This window comes from Brachybacterium avium (assembly GCF_002216795.1).
Classification (GTDB): domain Bacteria; phylum Actinomycetota; class Actinomycetes; order Actinomycetales; family Dermabacteraceae; genus Brachybacterium; species Brachybacterium avium.
This window is the reverse complement of the sequence record NZ_CP022316.1, coordinates 2,562,101-2,579,089: the sequence shown is the minus strand read 5'-3', so window position 1 is coordinate 2,579,089 and position 16,989 is coordinate 2,562,101. Positions and strand designations below refer to the sequence as shown.

The 16,989-nt window shown below is 71.9% G+C and carries 16 protein-coding genes; 5 read left to right on the top strand and 11 right to left on the bottom strand.

The window, feature by feature from the left end; all coding sequences use genetic code 11:
• Nucleotides 1–212: 212 nt before the first annotated feature.
• Both CFK39_RS11505 and CFK39_RS11500 read left to right on the top strand, forming a co-directional pair.
• Nucleotides 213–1,199, top strand: coding sequence for an MDR family oxidoreductase (locus CFK39_RS11505; RefSeq protein WP_089065584.1), 987 nt, complete (start codon nt 213–215; stop codon nt 1,197–1,199).
• 2 nt (nt 1,200–1,201) lie between these two features.
• On the top strand, nt 1,202–2,155 hold the full coding sequence (locus CFK39_RS11500) for an NAD(P)H-quinone oxidoreductase (RefSeq protein ID WP_157697251.1): 954 nt from the start codon (nt 1,202–1,204) through the stop codon (nt 2,153–2,155).
• Here the strand turns inward: CFK39_RS11500 and CFK39_RS11495 are convergent, their stop codons facing one another.
• Both CFK39_RS11495 and serS read right to left on the bottom strand, forming a co-directional pair.
• Nucleotides 2,156–3,031 carry an HAD family hydrolase gene (locus tag CFK39_RS11495; RefSeq protein WP_089065582.1) on the bottom strand — a complete coding sequence of 292 codons (876 nt, stop codon included), beginning with the start codon at nt 3,029–3,031 and terminating at the stop codon, nt 2,156–2,158.
• Nucleotides 3,032–3,125: 94 nt separating this feature from the next.
• Nucleotides 3,126–4,397: a serine--tRNA ligase gene (gene serS, locus CFK39_RS11490; RefSeq protein WP_089065581.1), complete on the bottom strand. Its 1,272-nt coding sequence runs from the start codon at nt 4,395–4,397 to the stop codon at nt 3,126–3,128.
• 44 nt (nt 4,398–4,441) lie between these two features.
• On the opposite strand from serS, the gene CFK39_RS11485 reads away from it, so the two are divergent.
• A complete protein-coding gene (locus tag CFK39_RS11485) occupies nt 4,442–5,605 on the top strand; it encodes a diacylglycerol/lipid kinase family protein (protein WP_089065580.1) in 1,164 nt (387 codons plus the stop codon).
• Here CFK39_RS11485 and CFK39_RS11480 read toward each other — a convergent pair whose 3' ends face one another.
• The 7 genes from CFK39_RS11480 to CFK39_RS11450 form a co-directional block, all read right to left on the bottom strand.
• Entirely contained in the window at nt 5,606–6,553 is a 948-nt protein-coding gene (locus CFK39_RS11480; RefSeq protein WP_089065579.1) for a universal stress protein, read from the bottom strand.
• Between the two features lie 131 nt (nt 6,554–6,684).
• Entirely contained in the window at nt 6,685–7,632 is a 948-nt protein-coding gene (locus CFK39_RS11475) for a universal stress protein (protein ID WP_089065578.1), read from the bottom strand.
• Between the two features lie 119 nt (nt 7,633–7,751).
• Complete coding sequence (locus CFK39_RS11470; protein ID WP_089065577.1) at nt 7,752–8,291, bottom strand: YdeI/OmpD-associated family protein; 540 nt, start codon at nt 8,289–8,291, stop codon at nt 7,752–7,754.
• A 12-nt stretch (nt 8,292–8,303) separates the two neighbouring features.
• Nucleotides 8,304–9,281, bottom strand: a complete 978-nt coding sequence (pheA, locus tag CFK39_RS11465; protein ID WP_089065576.1) for a prephenate dehydratase — start codon at nt 9,279–9,281, stop codon at nt 8,304–8,306.
• Nucleotides 9,282–9,312: 31 nt separating this feature from the next.
• Nucleotides 9,313–10,875, bottom strand: coding sequence for an HNH endonuclease signature motif containing protein (locus tag CFK39_RS11460; protein WP_089065575.1), 1,563 nt, complete (start codon nt 10,873–10,875; stop codon nt 9,313–9,315).
• A 329-nt stretch (nt 10,876–11,204) separates the two neighbouring features.
• Nucleotides 11,205–11,753: a GNAT family N-acetyltransferase gene (locus CFK39_RS11455; RefSeq protein ID WP_172805628.1), complete on the bottom strand. Its 549-nt coding sequence runs from the start codon at nt 11,751–11,753 to the stop codon at nt 11,205–11,207.
• On the bottom strand, nt 11,737–12,144 hold the full coding sequence (locus CFK39_RS11450; protein ID WP_089066412.1) for a GntR family transcriptional regulator: 408 nt from the start codon (nt 12,142–12,144) through the stop codon (nt 11,737–11,739). Before CFK39_RS11450 ends, CFK39_RS11455 begins: the two co-directional genes overlap by 17 nt.
• A gap of 150 nt (nt 12,145–12,294) precedes the next feature.
• On the opposite strand from CFK39_RS11450, the gene CFK39_RS11445 reads away from it, so the two are divergent.
• A complete protein-coding gene (locus CFK39_RS11445) occupies nt 12,295–14,328 on the top strand; it encodes a hypothetical protein (protein ID WP_245822528.1) in 2,034 nt (677 codons plus the stop codon).
• Here the strand turns inward: CFK39_RS11445 and CFK39_RS11440 are convergent, their stop codons facing one another.
• Nucleotides 14,329–15,669, bottom strand: coding sequence for a glycosyltransferase family 2 protein (locus tag CFK39_RS11440; protein ID WP_089065573.1), 1,341 nt, complete (start codon nt 15,667–15,669; stop codon nt 14,329–14,331). It abuts the gene before it with no gap.
• Entirely contained in the window at nt 15,666–16,496 is an 831-nt protein-coding gene (locus CFK39_RS11435) for a DUF5926 family protein (RefSeq protein WP_089065572.1), read from the bottom strand. Before CFK39_RS11435 ends, CFK39_RS11440 begins: the two co-directional genes overlap by 4 nt.
• A gap of 112 nt (nt 16,497–16,608) precedes the next feature.
• Between CFK39_RS11435 and CFK39_RS11430 the strand changes: the two genes are divergently transcribed.
• Nucleotides 16,609–16,971, top strand: a complete 363-nt coding sequence (locus CFK39_RS11430) for a cupin domain-containing protein (protein ID WP_089065571.1) — start codon at nt 16,609–16,611, stop codon at nt 16,969–16,971.
• Nucleotides 16,972–16,989 lie beyond the last annotated feature (18 nt).

Below are 16,989 nucleotides of genomic sequence, written 5' to 3'. Positions count from 1 at the left end.
CCTCGGCCATCGGTCCGTCCTTCCCGACGATGCGATCTGGATCGTCCGCGGATGACGGTACCGGCCCATGGGGACCGCTCCCCATGATGCATATACCGCCAGCCGCTCGGGTTCACCCACGAGGATCGCGGGTGCACGGGAACGTGCTGGATGCCGGCGGAGGAGAGCGGCGCATAGGCTGGGGTCATCCGCCCGAGCGAGAGGAGCGCCCCATGCGCGCCGTACTGATCGAGTCCGAGGGCGCGGCCCCGCGCCTGGTCGAGGATGCCGACGAGTCGCTGCTGAGCGGTGACATCGGCCTCGACGTCCTGGCCTCCGGCCTGAACTATAAGGACGGCATGGCCCTGGCCGGCACGGGCATCGCCCGCACCCATCCCCTGATCCCCGGCATCGACCTGGTGGGCCGGGTGACCGACGCCGCCGAAACCGCCGACGGGCGCTTCTCCGCCGGAGACCTGGTGATCCTCAACGGCGACGGGATCGGCGAATCGGTCCACGGCGGCTTCGCGACCCGCGCCCGGGTGCGCCCCGACGCCCTGGTGCGCCTGCCCGCGACGCTCTCCCCCGACCGCGCCGCCGCGATCGGCACCGCGGGCTTCACCGCGATGCTCGCGGTGCTGGCCCTGGAGGACGGGGGCGTCACGCCGGAATCCGGGGACGTCCTGGTCACTGGGGCCTCCGGCGGCGCCGGCTCGATCGCCGTCGCCCTGCTGGCGGGCCGCGGCTTCCGGGTGCTCGCCTCCACCGGCCGGACCGAGGAGAACGGGGAGTACCTGCGCGAGCTCGGGGCCGCCGAGGTGCTGGATCGGCGAGAGCTGTCCGAGCAGCCGGGCCGCCCCCTGCAGTCCCAGCGCTTCGCCGCGGCGATCGACGGGGTGGGCAGCACCACGCTCGCCAACGTCCTCGCCCAGACCACCTGGGGTGGCACCGTCGCGGCCTACGGGATGGCGCAGGGCCCGGACCTGCCCGCGACCGTGCTGCCCTTCATCCTGCGCGGGGTGACGCTGGCCGGGATCAACTCGGTCCAGTGCCCGCTGCCGCTGCGCGAGCGCGCCTGGGACGCCCTGGCCGGCGAGCTCGATCCGGAGCTGCTGGACGGCATGACCACCGCCATCGGGCTCTCCGAGGTGATCGACCACGCCCCGCGGATCCTCGCCGGTGAGGTCCGCGGCCGCACCGTCGTGGAGGTGGATCAGTGACCATGCGCGCCATGACCATCACCGAGGACCACCGCCTCGAGCTCGCCGAGCTGCCCGAGCCGGTCCCCGCCCCCGGCGAGGTGCTCATCGACGTGGTCGGTGCGGGAGTGAATCGCGCCGATCTCGCGCAGGTCGCCGGGAAGTACCCGCCGCCGCCCGGCGCCTCCGAGCTGCCGGGGCTGGAGATCTCGGGCCACCGCCGCGACACCGGCGAGCCGGTCGTGGCGCTGCTGGCCGGCGGCGGCTACGCCGAGGTGGTCGCCGTCCCGGAGCCGCAGCTGCTCCCCGCGCCCGCGGGGAGGGACCTGGTCGAGGCCGCGGGCGTGATCGAGGCCTGCGCGACCGTGATCTCGAACCTCGTGCTCGAAGCCGGCCTCGCCGAGGGCGAGACGGTGCTGATCCACGGCGGCACCGGCGGCATCGGCACGGTCGCGATCCAGCTGGCCCGGCACCTGGGAGCCCGCGTGCTCACCACCGTCGGCTCCGACGGGGCGATCCCGACGGCACGCTCCCTGGGCGCGGACATGGCCTGGAACCGGCACTCCACCGATCTGCTGGCGGCGGTCCGGGAGACCGGCGGGGCGGACGTGATCCTCGACGTGGTGGGCGGGTCGATGCTCGCAGACAACGTGGGGATGCTGCGCGAGCACGGCCGCCTGGTCATCATCGGCACCCTCGGCGGGGCCAGCGGGGAGCTGCCGATCGGGACGCTGATGGGCAAGCGCGGCCGGGTCATCGGCACCACCCTGCGCTCGCGCCCCACCGAGGCCAAGCACCAGATCCTCGAGGCCACCGAGGCGCTGGCCTGGCCGCTGCTGGCCTCGGGCGAGCTGCAGGTCCCGCTCCACGCCCGCCTCCCGCTCGAGCAGGCGGCGGGGGCGCATGCGATCCTGCGCGAAGGCGGCCACCTGGGCAAGGTCGTCCTGGAGGTGGCACCGCCCGCACGCCGGCGCTGATCAGCCCCGCAGCTGCTCCAGCACGAGCACGGTGCCGTCCTCATAGATCGAGTCGGTGACGGTATCTGCGACGTCCTTCACGCCCTGCGGGGCCTGGCCCATGGCCACACCCACGCCGGCCCAGGTGAGCATCTCGACGTCATTGAAGCCGTCACCGACGGCGACCGTGTGAGCCTGGTCGATCCCGAGCCGCCCGCGCAGCACCTCGAGGGCGCTGGCCTTGGAGATGCCGGGGGCGGCCATGTCGAGCCAGGCGGTCCAGCCGATCGAGTACTCGACGCCGTGCACCCCGGATTCGGCGATGACCTTCGAGAACTCCTGCGGGGAGAGGTCCGGCACGTGCACCACCACGCGCACCGCCTCGAGCTCCATCAGCTCGTCCAGATCGCTCTCGATCGCCTGGACCCCGAAGCTCGCGTCCTGGAATCCGGGGGTCGAGCGGAAGGTCCCGTCGGACATCTCCACCGCGTAGTGCGCATCCGGTGCCACCTCCCGCAGGGTGCGCAGCGCGTGGCCGGGCTGGAAGGCGCGGGTGTCGATGATGCGGTGCCCGCCCGGGAGCTCCGGATCCATCTCGAGGGTGACCGCGCCGTTGGAGCAGACCGCGTAGCCGCGGGTGATCCCGGCGGTCTCGACGATCGGCAGCGTCGCCCCGAGGGAGCGACCGGTCGCGATCACGACCGTGTGCTCCTCGGCGGCCCGCTGCAGGACCCGGTGCATCTGGGGGGTCATCGCACCGTCGTGGTCGACGAGGGTGCCGTCGACGTCGAGCCCGATCAGCAGCTGCTGCCCTGCGAGCCCGGCCAGGTGCTCCCGGAGGCGGTCACGGGTGGCCTCACGATCGGTGATCGAGGTGGAGGTGGAGGTGCCTGTCATGTCACGCAGTGTGGCATCGCCGCCCGACGAACGGGTGAACCATCGGTGACGAAGAACTTCCCGCATGCGGCGGAAGGGGGACGACGACGCCATCTCAGGCTGCGCCCCCCACGACCTCGAAGACCTCGCGCCCACCGAGGTAGGGACGCAGCCCCTCGGGGACCACGACCGAGCCGTCGGCCTGCTGATGGTTCTCGAGGATCGCCGCGAGGAAGCGGGTGGTGCCGAGCGTCCCGTTGAGGGTGGCGACCGGGCGCAGCCCGTCCTCCGTGCGCTCGCGGATGTTCAGCCGGCGCGCCTGGAACTGCGTGGTGTTCGAGGTGGAGGTCAGCTCGCGGTAGGTCTCCTGGCTGGGCATCCACGCCTCGCAGTCGAACTTGCGCGCTGCGGAAGTGCCGAGATCCCCGGCGGCGGTGTCGATGATGCGGTAGGGCACGTCGATGCGCGCCATCATCTCCCGCTCCCAGTCCAGCAGCCGCTCGTGCTCCTCGTAGGAGTCCTCGATCCGGCAGTAAGAGAACATCTCCACCTTGTGGAACTGGTGGACGCGGATGATGCCGCGGGTGTCCTTGCCGTAGCTGCCGGCCTCGCGGCGATAGCAGGCGCTCCAGCCGGCGTAGCGCAGCGGGCCGTCGGAGAGGTCGATGATCTCGTCCTTGTGGTAGCCGGCCAGCGCCACCTCGCTGGTGCCGACGAGGTAGAGATCGTCGCCCTTGTCCAGGTGGTAGACCTCATCGGCGTGCTCGCCGAGGAAGCCGGTGCCCTCCATCGATTCGGGCAGCACCAGGGTGGGGGTGATCATCGGCGTGAACCCCGCGTTCGTGGCCTGGTCGATGGCGGAGTTCAGGATCGCCAGCTCCAGCTGGGCGCCGATGCCGCGCAGGAAGTAGAAGCGGGCGCCGGAGACCTTCGCGCCGCGAGCCATGTCGATCGCCCTGAGACCTTCAGCGATCTCGAGGTGGTCCTTGATCGGGTGGTCGAAGCGGGGGACCTCGCCGACGTGCTCCCGCACGGTGAAGTCGTCCTCGAGACCCTCGGGGGCGCCCTCGGAGAGGTTCGGGATCTCCCGCAGCGCCGCATCGCGGGCGGTCAGGGCCTCGCCGGCCTCGGCCTCGAGCCGCTTCACGTCGGCCGCGAGCTGCTTGACCTCGGCCAGCAGCGCCTGCTTCTGCTCGCCCTTCGCCTGGGCGACCTGCTTGCCGAAGGCCTTCTGCTCGGCGCGCGCGGATTCGAAGGCCGCGGTGGTCTCGCGCCAGCGGACGTCGGCCTCCAGCACCGCGTCCACGGCGGCGGGGTCTCGTCGACGCGCCCGCTGGGCGTCACGGACAGCTTCAGGGTTCTCGCGCAGGTGCCGCAGATCGATCATCCCTCCAGGGTACCCGCGTACGCCGCTGCCGTTACTCTGACGACATGGACCTCACTCTGCTGCTGCTGAGCATCACCACGGTGGTCATCGCCGCGATCACGATCGTGCTGCTCGTGATCGTGCTGCGCCATCTGGGCCGCCACCGTCGTGAGCTCGCCGCGCTGAAGGAAGCCACCCAGCGGCACACCGCCGCCGATGCCGACAGCCAGGAGGACGGGGCGACGGATCCCCCGTCGGCCGATGACGGCTCCCTGCGCAAGGTCGCCGTGGTGCTGAACCCCTCGAAGTTCAAGGAGACCGAGTCCTTCCGCCGGAAGATCACCGAGGCGGTGGAGCGCATCGAGGGTGCCGAGGTCGCCTTCTACGAGACCACGATCGATGATCCCGGCACGGGGCAGACGCAGCAGGCCGTCGCGGACGGCGCCGATCTGGTGATGGCCGCCGGCGGCGATGGGACGGTGCGTCTGGTCGCCTCCGTGCTGGCGGGCACCGACACCCGGATGGGCGTCATCCCCTCCGGCACCGGGAACCTGCTGGCCCGCAACGTCGATATCCCCTTGGAGGACCCGACCGGGGCGATGGTCGCCGCACTGACCGGCTCGGACCGCCAGGTCGATGTCGGCTGGCTGCGCGTCGGCGACTCGTTGGCCGCCGCGCGCGCCGCGGAGCGGCAGATCTTCCTCGTGATCGCCGGGTTCGGGGCCGATGCGGAGATGATCGGCTACACCGACCCGGAGATGAAGAAGCGCATCGGCTGGATCGCCTACATCTTCGGCGGGATCCGCACGATCCTGGGCCGCTCGGTGGACGTCGTCGTGCAGCTGCCCGACGAGAGCCGCCATGCGCACAAGGCGCGCACCGTGCTGCTGGGAAACGTCGGCAAGCTGCCCGGCGGCTTCGTGCTGATGCCGGATGCGACGATCGACAACGGGAGGCTCGAGGTGGTCGTGGCCGGCTGGCGCGGCGCCGCCGGGTTCAGCCAGGTCGCGGCCCAAGTCATGAACCCGAAGCTCACCCCGCGGTTCGGTCCGAAGCTCGCGACCATGGACCGGTACCTGACCACCGGCATCCAGGTGACCACGATGAAGCCGCAGCCGGTGCAGCTGGACGGGGACAGCGATGCCGAGGCCACTCACATGATCGCGACCGTCGATCCCGGGGTGCTGCGCCTGCGGGTCCCCGGGCACGGGGACTCCGCACGGCGCTGATCACCCCACCCGCTCATCCTCCAGCGGCGGGACCACCATGACCGGTCGCTGAGCCCGGTGCAGCGTCGCTCGCGAGACCGAGCCGAGCAGCGCGCTGGCGACGGCGCCGCGACCATGGGATCCGACCACGATCAGCTGCGCCTCGGGCACGGCGTCGTGGAGGACCTCACCGGGCGTCCCGATGCGGACCTCGCCCGAGATCTCCACACCGGGCACGCGCTCGGAGAGCCACGCGGCCTCCTTCTCCAGCTCCTCCTGGAGCTCGGCCCGACGCCCCTCGACGAGATCGTCGTCTCTGCGCGGCTGCACCCGGTACCAGTAGTCGCCGGTATCGGACGTCTGCATCGCAGTCACCAGCACCAGGGAGGTGCCGCGCTCGCGGGCCTCCTGCGCCGCGTGCAGGGCGGCGCGGCGACCGTGGACCGAGCCGTCGACGCCGACGACCACCGGCCCATCGCCGAGCTCGGCCTTGACCGGGACCATCACGGTGGGGCACTGCGCGTGCGACGGCAGCGCCATCGACACCGATCCCAGCACTCGACCGAGGAAGCCTCCCCGGCCGCGGGCGCCGACGATCATCAGATGCGCCTTCGCAGAGGCATCGACGAGTGCACCGACGGAGTCCCCCTCCATCGTCAGGTACGTGACCTCACCGCGGTAGTCGGCCAGGCGCTTCGCGGCGGCCTGCAGCACGTCCTCGGCACCCCGCTCGCTGGCTTCCGCCTCGTGCGAGGGCGGGAGCGAGGCGTAGTTGACGTAGAGCGGGAAGGGGGTCTTGTACGCCGTGATCACGGTGAGCGGCGCACCACGGCGAACGGCGACGCCGGCGCCGTAGTCCAGCGCCAGCTCGGAGTTCGGCGAACCGTCGAACGCGACCACGATGCCGAGATCTCGTGCGGCGAGGTCGAAGGGGATCGTGAGCTGCTCCGGGCGACCGTCGGTGTTCATGGCAGTTCCTCCACGGGGCTACCGGGTGAAGACGATGATGATGCCCCGCTCTCGAGTCTCGAGTCCATCCTCGTCGCCTCCCAGCGTACGGCCGACGGGAGGTCATGCCCAGGACGGAGGTCCTCCGGCGGTCATTCCGCGCGCTCCTCCGCCAGCGGCGGCACCACCATGACCGGTCGTCGGGCGCCGTGCAGCATCGCTCGGGAGACCGAGCCGAGCAGGGCGCTGGCCACGCGGCCACGACCGTGGGAGCCGACGACGACCAGCTGCGCCCCGCGGCCGGCGTCGTGCAGCACGGCAGCGGCCACGCCCCTGCGGACCTCCCCGGTGACCTCGACGCCGGGCACCTGCTCCGAGATCCGGGCGGCCTCCCGCTGCAGGTCGTCCTGGAGCTCGATCCGGTGCTCCTCGACGAGCTCCACGGCATCGCCCGGGGGCAGCGGGAACCAGTACTCACCGCTGTCGGGCGTCTGCATCGCGGTCACCAGCACCAGCGAGGTGCCGCGTTCGAGGGCCTCCTGCGCCGCACGCACCGCGGCACGACGCCCGTGCTGCGAGCCATCGACACCGACGACCACCGGACCGTCGCCGGGCTCCGGCTCAGCAGGGACCACCACGGTGGGGCACTGCGCGTGCGCGGGCAGCGCCGTGGACACCGACCCCAGCACCCGGCCGAGGAAGCCGCCGCGCCCGCGGGCGCCGACGACCACCAGGTGCGCCTTCGCGGAGAGGTCGGCGAGGGTTCCGACCGAGTCCCCCTCGATGGCCAGATAGGAGACCGTGCCGGAGTGCTCCGTCAGCCGCTCTGCGGCCCCGTCCAGCACCGTCTCGGCCTGCCGCTTCCGCGCCACGTCCTCGGGGTCCGGAGGCAGCTCGTCGTCGGTGGGGTATCCCGGGATCGCGGGCCGGTAGCTGGTGACGACGGTGAGCGGGCGGCCACGGCGCGCGGCGACAGCGGCCCCGTAGTCCAGCGCCAGCGCAGAGTTCGGTGACCCGTCGAATCCGACCACGACACCCAGGTCGCGTGCGGTGGGGTCGTCGGGGAGCGAGTGGTGGTTCGGCTGAGCTGCGGTGTGCATGGCTGATACTCCGCGGGGCTGCCGGCACGGACGACGATGGCGCCCCGCTGTCGAGGCCATCGCGTCGCCTCGTACCCTAGATCACCCTCCGGCGCTGAATCCGGCTTAGGTCCCCGCGCTCAGTCCTTCAGCCTGCCGCTGCGGGCCAGCTCCGGATCGGTGCAGGAGGCGAGGTCGAAGCAGCAGGGGCGGCGCTTCCCGTTGTGGAGCTTGTCGATCGAGACCTCGACCCGGCGGGCGCGGGTGTCGGGGTTCCGGGTCGCGCCGATCCAGCGCACCCATTCCCAGCGCGCCATGGGGGTGAGTGATGCCCAGGTGGGTCCGAGGTCGTCGGCGTCCTCGAGGGCGGCGCCCAGATCGCTGGGGATCTCGGGCTCGGGCCAGGTCTTGGTGGGCGTGAGCGTGAACTCGACCGCGGTGCCGTCCTCGAGCCCCAGCTCCGTCCGCAGCGCGTCGTCGACCCGCAGCCAGTGGCCCTTGCGCCCGTCGGGCTCGACGACGGTGGCGAACTCCCGGCCGTTCAGCACCGCATCAACCGCGACCTGACCGCGGGAGGGCAGCGCGGAGCTGGCCTCCCCGGGCAGGGGAATGATGAGCCGCTGGTCGATCGCGCGGGCCGCGGTGCTGCCTCGGACAGGGGCGACGGACTTCGCTGCCATCGGTGCTCTCCCTCAGATCTCGGTGCTCGGGTCGGTCGGGGTGATCATCGCCGTCAATCGCTGCATCCATCGGCGGGCGTCGTCATAGGCAGGGTCGGCGAAGTCCTCACGGACCTCCGCGCGCCGCCCGTCGACCCGAGGGTAGGAGCCGAGGTAGTGCACCACCGGGCACAGCCGGTGCAGCGCCCGCAGGGCGGCGGCGACGCGGCGGTCCTCGAGGTGGCCCTCGATGTCGAGGGAGAAGGAGTAGCGGCCCAGGAAGTCGCCGACGGGCCGGGACTCGATCCGCGACATGTTCACTCCGTTGGAGCTGAGGATCTCGAGCGCCTCGAGCAGCGCGCCCGAGCGGTTGTGCGGCAGCTGGAGGACGAGCGTGGTCTTGTCGGCCCCGGTGCGGGCGGGGATCCTCCCCTCGCGGGTGACCAGGACGAAGCGGGTGATCGCGCCCTCGTAGTCCTCGATGCCCTCGGCGAGGACCGCGAGGCCGAAGTGCTCGGCCGCGAGCGGTGAGCAGACGGCGGCGCAGCCGCGGGCCTCGTCCTCCCCCGCGGCGGCGAGGTCCCGGGCGGCGGCGGCGGTCGAGGAGGCGGCGGCGACGTGCGCCCCGGGCACCTCCTCCCGCAGCCAGCCCTGGACCTGCGCCTGGGCGTGCGGGTGGGAGGAGACCGTGGTCAGCTCGTCGAGGGGCATGGCCTCGCGGGCGGCGAGCACGAAGGTGATCTGCACGGTCTGCTCGGCGACGATCGTGATGGAGTCGGTCGCGGCGAGGACGTCGAGCGTGCCGGAGACCCCGCCCTCGACGGAGTTCTCGATCGGGGCCATGAGGGCGTCGATGTCGCCGGCCAACAGGTCGGCAGCGGCGGTGGCCACGGAGGAGAAGGGCACCATCTCCGGCGCGCTGGTGTCGAAGCCCTCGGGCATCTCTGCGAGGGCCTGCAGGAGCGCCTGGTGGGTGAAGGTCGTCTCAGGACCGAGGAATCCGTACCGCATGGGGAAAGGGTAGCGCTCGCGCCCGGACGGCTCAGAACGGTGGGTCGCCGGCCCAGGGCGCGCGCCGGGCGGATTCCTCGTCGTCGTGCTGCCCATCCACGGCGGGGTCGATCGGGCCCCATTCCCGGAAGATCCGCTCCACCTCGCCGTTGCGCTCCATCTCCTCCGTCATGCAGAGCCACCGATAGTGCTCCCACGACTCCATCATGGCGGTGGCGAAACGGGGCGTGGCGAGGTCAGGGCGCGGTGACACCCTCGTGGTGATCAGGGGTGGGGAGCCGACGGTCCAGGTGGTGGAGCCGTCGGGTTCTCGGACGGGGTCCACGCGTCCGGCGGTCTTGAGGTCGTGATGACCCCAGTGCAATCGGTGGAGGTTGTCGATGCTGGTGGGCCCTCCGCGTGCGGGGTGTGCGTGGTCGAACTCCTCGATGTGGTCGTTCTCCGCGTCATCGGTGGTGCCCTTGGTGCAGCCGGGGGCGGCGCAGCGAGGGGTGGTCAGTCGCAGGTGCTCGACCATCTCGGGGGTGGGGCGGTAGCGCTGGGCCGGCAGCGGCAGGAACGCTCCGGTGACGGGGTGGGTGAAGACCCGGTGCCAGACGGGCTCGGACTCGGCGAGGTCCCGCGCCATCGCGGCGGGCAGCGGAGTCATGCCGTCGTAGGTGGCGGGGGTGTCATCGACGCCCATCAGGGTGAGGACCGGGACGACGATGTTGATGCGGTGGCGGGGCGCCGGCACCTCGACGCCGGCGGTGTCGAGCAGGGTGCGGTGGATGATCGCGTAGCGCAGGGCGGCACGCGTCATGGCGCTGCCGTCGCGGGCGACATCCCCGTCGAGGTCGAAGGGGATCGGGGCACCCTGGGCGAGCGCATGACGCTGTGCGGACTGGACCGCCGTCGTCGAGGCATCGATCCGGCGGGCGAGGGCGAGGATCTCGGGGATCGGGCCGGTGACGCGCAGGCAGGCGACGCCGTCATCGCGCCCGCTGGTCTCGACGGTGACGTCGCGGGAATGCTCCGGGCAGTGCCGCGGCTGCTCCCGCTCGAACCAGGAGACCAGCTGACGCAGCTCATCGTGGAATCGGTCAGCCGGAATCGAGGCGAGATCCCACGCGGCGATATATTCATCCGCTTGCGAACGCTGGAATCCGGTGAGATCCCGAACCGCCTTCAGCATCTTCTCATGCCACCGCCTCGGCATGTCACCGGCGGCGAGGCGCTCGAAGGTTCGCGGCATCTCCCGGAGCGCGATATGAGCCTCCCGGATCCGGAAGGACGCCAGTGCCGTGGTGGTGCGCAGCGCGATGGCGATCGCGAGGCTCCGCTCCTCGCGGTCCTCCGCGAGATCCGGGTCCTCATGGTCGATCCAGAACGGTGCGAGGTCGCGCAGGTGCCGGGCGTAGCGCCGCGACTCCTCCCGCTCGAGATCCATCATCCGGGAGACGGCGGCGGCGTCGGCGCTGCCCGGGTCGACCCTGCCGCGCCTGAGCAACGATTCAGGCGTCAACGGTGAGCGCGCACGGACCATGGTGGCCGGAGCTGCTGGGGCGGTGCCGTCAGATCCACCACCGCCGGGGCGCCGAATGGTCACGGTCATCGTCTCCACCTCCTCGCAGGGCCACGCAGGAACGATCCAACTCAGGAAAAATCTAACGCAGGAACGATCCAGAAAAACACTCCCAGGGCAATTCCACCTGGGATCTCCCATCCTATTTCCCGACCCCCTCAGAAACAAGAGCCAGCCCTACATGGGGATGAATCTGTGGATAACTCTCGGTGGGGAGGGACTATCATCCGTATCCACGCTCCCGCGCATTCCGATATCCACATCTCGGCGCACACTTCATCCACATTCTGCGGAATGGGGTGACAACATCGACAGGGTGTGCTCGGCGGGGCCGGGCGGGTGCGCCAGCCCCCTGGATCTCAGTTCCTGTCCAGCTCCAGGACCCAGCGGTCCACGACGCGTGCCGCATCGGCCGGATGGCGCTCCACCTCACCGGTCGGCACGGCGCCGATGCTCCGGGCGAGGGTTCGTGAGGCTCCGTTCATCGGCGCGATGCGCAGCACGAGGCGGGAGATCCGCGGGTCGGCCTGCGCTCGGCCGACCAGTGCCGCCGCCAGCTCGCGCCCATGGCCGCGGCCACGATGGGCGGCGAGGACCCAATACGTCAGCGCGGCCTCTGCGCGCGTCAGCCCGGGGTCCAGGAGATTGAGCCCGCCACCGCCGATCAGGGCACCGGTCTCGGCCTCCGTCTCGTACCGGGCCGCGAATTCGCGGATCGGCCCGTCGGCCCGCCATCGTGCCGCCCGCGCGAGGAAGGAATCGAGGCTCCCGCGATTCCACCGCTCCCCCACGATCTCCCCGGCGAGCTCGGCGTCCTGGCCCTCCAGGATCGCTGCGGCGTGCTCCGGGCCCAGGCGCTCGAGCCGGATCACGCCGGCTCGCGCGCCGCCGTCACGAGGGATCCGCACCGCTGGCCTGCGAGAGCGCCGCGCGCACCGAGGCGAGGATCTCGACGTCGCGGGCGCCGCGTGCCCGCGCCGCGGCGATCGGACCGGCGAACAGCGCCAGCAGCCCCGCATCCACCGGGCCGCCCGCCTCGCGCTGAGCCGTCGAGGCGAGCTTGCGCGCCTCCATCACGGCCCCGGGCGCGACAGTCGTCCCGGCTCCCCGTCGGGTGCTCACGATCTGGGACTCCTCGAGCAGCTTGTAGGCGCGGGCGACGGTGCCGGCGGCAAGGCCCAGGTCACCCGCCAGGACACGGATCGCGGGCAGCTTGTCCCCCGGCGTCAGCTCACCCGTGCGGATCTGCTCGATGATCTCCCGGCGGACCTGTTCATACGGTGGGGTCGGAGTGTTCATGGCGACCACGATATGGCTCATCGGGGCGCTCACCGCATCCGGACCGCCTCTGCACGCCCCGGGGAGCGGCTCACGTGATTCTGGTGAGGGTGAGGTGGAGGACCCGCGCAGGCCGCAGAACCCGCCGCCGCCTCCCCGTAGCATCGGGGCGTGCTCCAGGATCTGTCCGCCCCCGTGCGTCGAACATCGCTCGCCGTGCTGCTCGCGCTGCTGCTCGGCGCCCTGCTCCTCGCCAGTGCGCCTGCCGCCTCCGCCGACGAGCCCGACGACCCCGTGCGCCTCGTGATCGCGACGGCGGGACTCGGCTGGGAGGACATCGACCCCGAAACCACCCCGCACCTGCAGTGCCTCGCCGACCGCTCCGGCGCGGGTGCCATGAACACCACCTCCACCACGGTCGTCTCCACGAAGCGGCAGGGTCTGGAGACGCTGCACTCCGGATACCGCGGGCTGGCGGAGGAGGCACCGCGCACCAGCGGCATTCCCACCCCGGCCGCGGATCAGTGGGAGCAGCTGGGGGTGGAGGTGAATGCCCTCGAGCTGGACGAGCCCCGAGACCCGGATGCCGCGACCGATACGGCGTACACCGAGATCGCCGACGCCCTCGACGCGGGAGACCTCGTCCAGGTCACCGCCCCGTCGCTCCCCGGCGCCGATGGTCCTGCCCGCAAACAGGCGCTGACCTCCCTGGATACTGTGGTCGGCGCGGTGCTGGACGAGCTCGGCGGCTGCGATGCCTCGGACCTTCCCCGCACCCTGCTGGTCTCCGTCGCGGCGACGGATCCCGAACATCCGGAGGCGGTCGAGCAGCCCGGAGCGGTCGCCTCCCGCACGGTCGGGCTGCAGGTCGCACTCGACACGGCCTTCCCCGGGCAGGCCCTCACCAGCGGCGCCACCAAGCAGACCGGGGTGGTGGTGCTCACCGACGTGCTGCCCACGATCCTCGCCTCCCACGGCGCGAGCGCCGACGGCCTGATCCCCGGCCAGCCGTTCCGCGGCACCGATCACGCGGATCCGCAGCAGCTGGCGCTGGACCGCTCGCAGGCCGCGGCCCAGGTCGATGCCGCGACCGTCCCCGCGCTCGGCTCGTGGTTCGTGCTCGGCGTCATCGGGATCGTGGTCCTGCTGGTCCCGGCCCTGGTGCGACGGCCGCGGCTCGCCGCCGTCGGCCGGGCCCTGGCCGCGATCGCGCCGCTGCCGCTCGCGGTGGGGCTGTTCGCCTCACTGGTGCCGTGGTGGCGGGCGGAGAGCCCGACGCTGGCGCTGACCGGGGTGATCTGGGCCGGCTGCGCGGTGCTGTCCGTGCTGGTGCTGGCCGGTCCCTGGCGGCATCACCGGCTGGGTCCGGTGGGCGTCTCGGCCGCGCTGGTCGCGCTGCTGATCCTCGGTGAATCCGCGACCGGCTCCCGGTTCCAGCTGTCCTCGCCGCTGGGGGCGCAGCCGATCTCCGGCGGGCGCTTCTACGGACTCTCGAACCACTTGTTCGGGATGGTGCTGGCCGCGTCGCTGGTGGCCCTGCTGTGCCTGTTCGCGGTGGTCCGCACCCCGCGCACTCGGACCGTGTGGACGGTGGTCGTCGGCTCCCTGGTCGCGATCGTGTGCGTCGCCCCGTCGATGGGTGCGGACTTCGGTTCGATGCTGGCCACGATCCCCACTTTCGGGCTGCTGGCGCTGCTGGTCTCCGGGATCCGTCCGCGGCCGTGGCATGTGCTCGCGCTCGGGGCGGGCGGCGCGGTGGCCGTGCTCGGGGTGTCCTTCCTGGACTGGCTGCGGCCGGCCGAGGACCGCACACATCTGGGGCGCTTCATCGATGAGCTGCTCAGCGGCGAGCTGGTCTCGGTGGTGGTCCGCAAACTCTCCCAGAACATCGGGATGATCACGGGATATCCGGCGCTCGCGGTGCTCATGGGGGTCGCGGTGCTCGCGTCGGTCGCGATCCTGATGCCGGGCCGGCTGCGCTGGCGACGGCTCGCGGCGCTGGATGCCGAGCACCCGGCCTCCTACCCGGTGCGGGTCGCACTGGTGGCCGGGGGGTGGGTCGGCTACGCGGTCAACGACACCGGGCCGGTGCTGATCGCGGCGATGCTCGGGATCTGGCTGTGCCACCTGCCGGCGCTGCTGCCCACTCCGCAGGAGGCCGACGAGATCGAGGAGAGCGAGCGGCGCGACCGCACCTCCGCCTGATCAGTCGTTCTCCGCCTCCACCGCGGCATGGACCACCAGCGAGGTGTACTCCTCGGGGGTGAGCGGCGTGGGCAGGGATTCCGGGATCGTCGGCTCCTCCGCTGCGAGATGGGAGGCGATGATCACCGCATGCTCCGGGGCGAAGCGGGCTGCGACCGGGGCGTCGTGGAGCCGGACGGCGAGCGTCTCGAGATCCATGTCGGCGAGGTAGACGACATCGTCCGGGGCGAAGTCACCCTCCACCGGCAGGTCGCGCAGCAGCGCATCGAGGCGGTCCACGTCCACGTCGCCCAGCGCCCGCGTCTGGTCATCGGAGAACTCGCCGGAGACAGGGAGGTCGGCGAGAGTGGCCCGACGACCCTCGGCGCGGCCGGCGGCAGCCGCGGCGTCCTTCTCGGGGACGACGGTCCAGGTCTTCTCCTCGTCGTGATCCGTGGGGCCGGCAGGCAGCGGGGCCTCCCCCGGATCCTCGAGGGTGGAGCGCTCGTCCTCGCCGATATCCGGCTCCGTGAGATCCGCGGCCAGATGGCGCTTGCGAGCCAGGGCGCGCACCACGTCGCGCAGCTGGGCGGCCCGATGCAGCTGGCCGCGCAGGTCCTTGCCGGTGGCGCGGTGGTGGAGCTGTGCCGGGATCTCCTTGACCCAGAACCCGGCGGTCAGCGCATCGATCGTCAGCGAGGTCTCCACACCCCAGCCGGGGGCGAGCGGGAGGCAGGCCTCCCAGGTCTCGCGGGTGATGCAGCGGGTGCCGGAGAGCGGCTGGGTCGGCTCCCAGCCGGTGGCGCGCTGGATGCCGCGACGAGCGGTGCGCACCACGATGCCCATCCCGCTCGCACCGTCCTGCGGGGGCAGCAGGGCGATCGCCATGTCCACGCCCTCGCCGAGCACCGCGTCCACCAGCGGCTGCGCAGCGACGGCGGAGTCGGTCATGTCGGCGTCGAGGAAGAGCAGGGCGCGGGGCACGGCGTCCGTCGGATCGATCACCGGCAGCGGACCGGTGTGCCCCTGCGCCCTCGGCTCGGCGTGCAGCTCCTCGGAGAAGTCCTCGCCGCCGTCGGCCCTCTCGGCGCCCTCACGGATCGCGACCAGCTGCGCGCCGGTGGCCATCGCCGCCGCCTTGCCGCGGTTGGACTTGTGCCGCACCACCAGGGCGTCGGCCCCCATCGCGACGGCAGAGGTGGCGTCGGTGGAGCCGTCGTCGACGACCACCACCAGGTCCACCCCCGTGATCCGGCGCGCGGACTCGATGGTCGCCTCGATCCGCTCCGCCTCGTTCTTGGCGGGGATCACGACGGCCACACTCGCTGGACGGTGCGTCGTCAGCGGCCCCGCGGTGCTCATCGCAGCGTCACCTGTCGCGCCACGATGCCGCCCCGGGCCCGGCGTTCCAGGGTGGTCAGCGGTTCGGTCACGGCCAGCGCCTGCTCGAAGCGGGTCCGGAAGGCCTCGGCCTCGGCCTCGACCCCCTCGGCGCCGCAGCCCTTGGGCAGGTCCCACACCGGGATGGTGAGGCCCTCGGCACGGAAGGAGCCGACGTACTTGGTGCCCTCTCCGATGGCGGACTCACGACGGGCGTGGAGGCGGGTGACCGCATCGATCACCTTCTCCTCGTCGGCGTCCAGCACCCAGCGCAGGTGCTCCTTCGCACCGGCGTCGACCCAGTAGGCGTGGGGCAGGCCCTGCACCGCACGGGTGGGCATGATCGAGTCGTTGGCCTGGGAGATCGCGGCCTCGATCTCGCCGGTGCGCTCGGCGCTGGGGTCGAGCCAGAACTCGAAGGTGTCCTGCACCTGGATCTCGAAGGGACCGTCCAGATCGAGGATGTCTTGCAGGCGCGGGGCGTCCTCGTCGAGGGTCACCGTGGTGATGGGGCTGCCGGGCTCGAGGGCGGCGGCGAGCTTGATCGCCTGGCCGATCCCGCGGGAGAGGTCGCCGCCCGGGTAGCCGGCCTGGATGCCGACGGTGACGGAGCCGTCGGTGCGGCGCACGGCGGGCCAGGCCATCGGCAGGATGGTCGCGATCTCGACATCGAGGGCGCCGTACTCGGCGGTGGTCTTCGCGGCCATGGTCGCCGCCGGGATCAGCTGGCGCATCGCCACCAGGTCCTGCTCATGGGGCAGGCCCTCGAAGGGGCGGCGGACCAGGTCGTTGCTCGAGGGGGAACTCATGGTGGGAAGTCTACCGACACCGAGGCGGCGCCCGCCGGACCCGCGCCGCCCCCGGCATTGACCTTCCCCCGGCGCTGGCACATGCTGAAGGACCCGGACAGAGGAGTTCGCCATGGTTGCTCTGACCAACGTCATCACCCTTGCCATCGACCGTGCCCGAGAGGCTGCGGACGGCCACTACACGCATCACCTGGTGCGCACCGGTCCGCTGCAGCAGACCGTGATCGCGCTGCGCGAGGGGGTGCGCTTCCAGGAGCATGACTCCCAGGTGCCGGGAACGCTCTACATCCTGCGCGGGGCGATCCGCGTCGATGCCGCCGAGCCGTTCGTGCTCCAGAGCGGCACGCTCCACGAGATGCCGCCCCATCGCCGGTCCTTCGAGGCGATCCAGGACACCGTCATGCTCCTGACCGCCGTGCCCGGGCCGGCCTCTGTCGAGGGCGAGGACATCGTGTACGTGCTGCCGCCGGCGTGAGCAGTGCGCCGCGGCGCC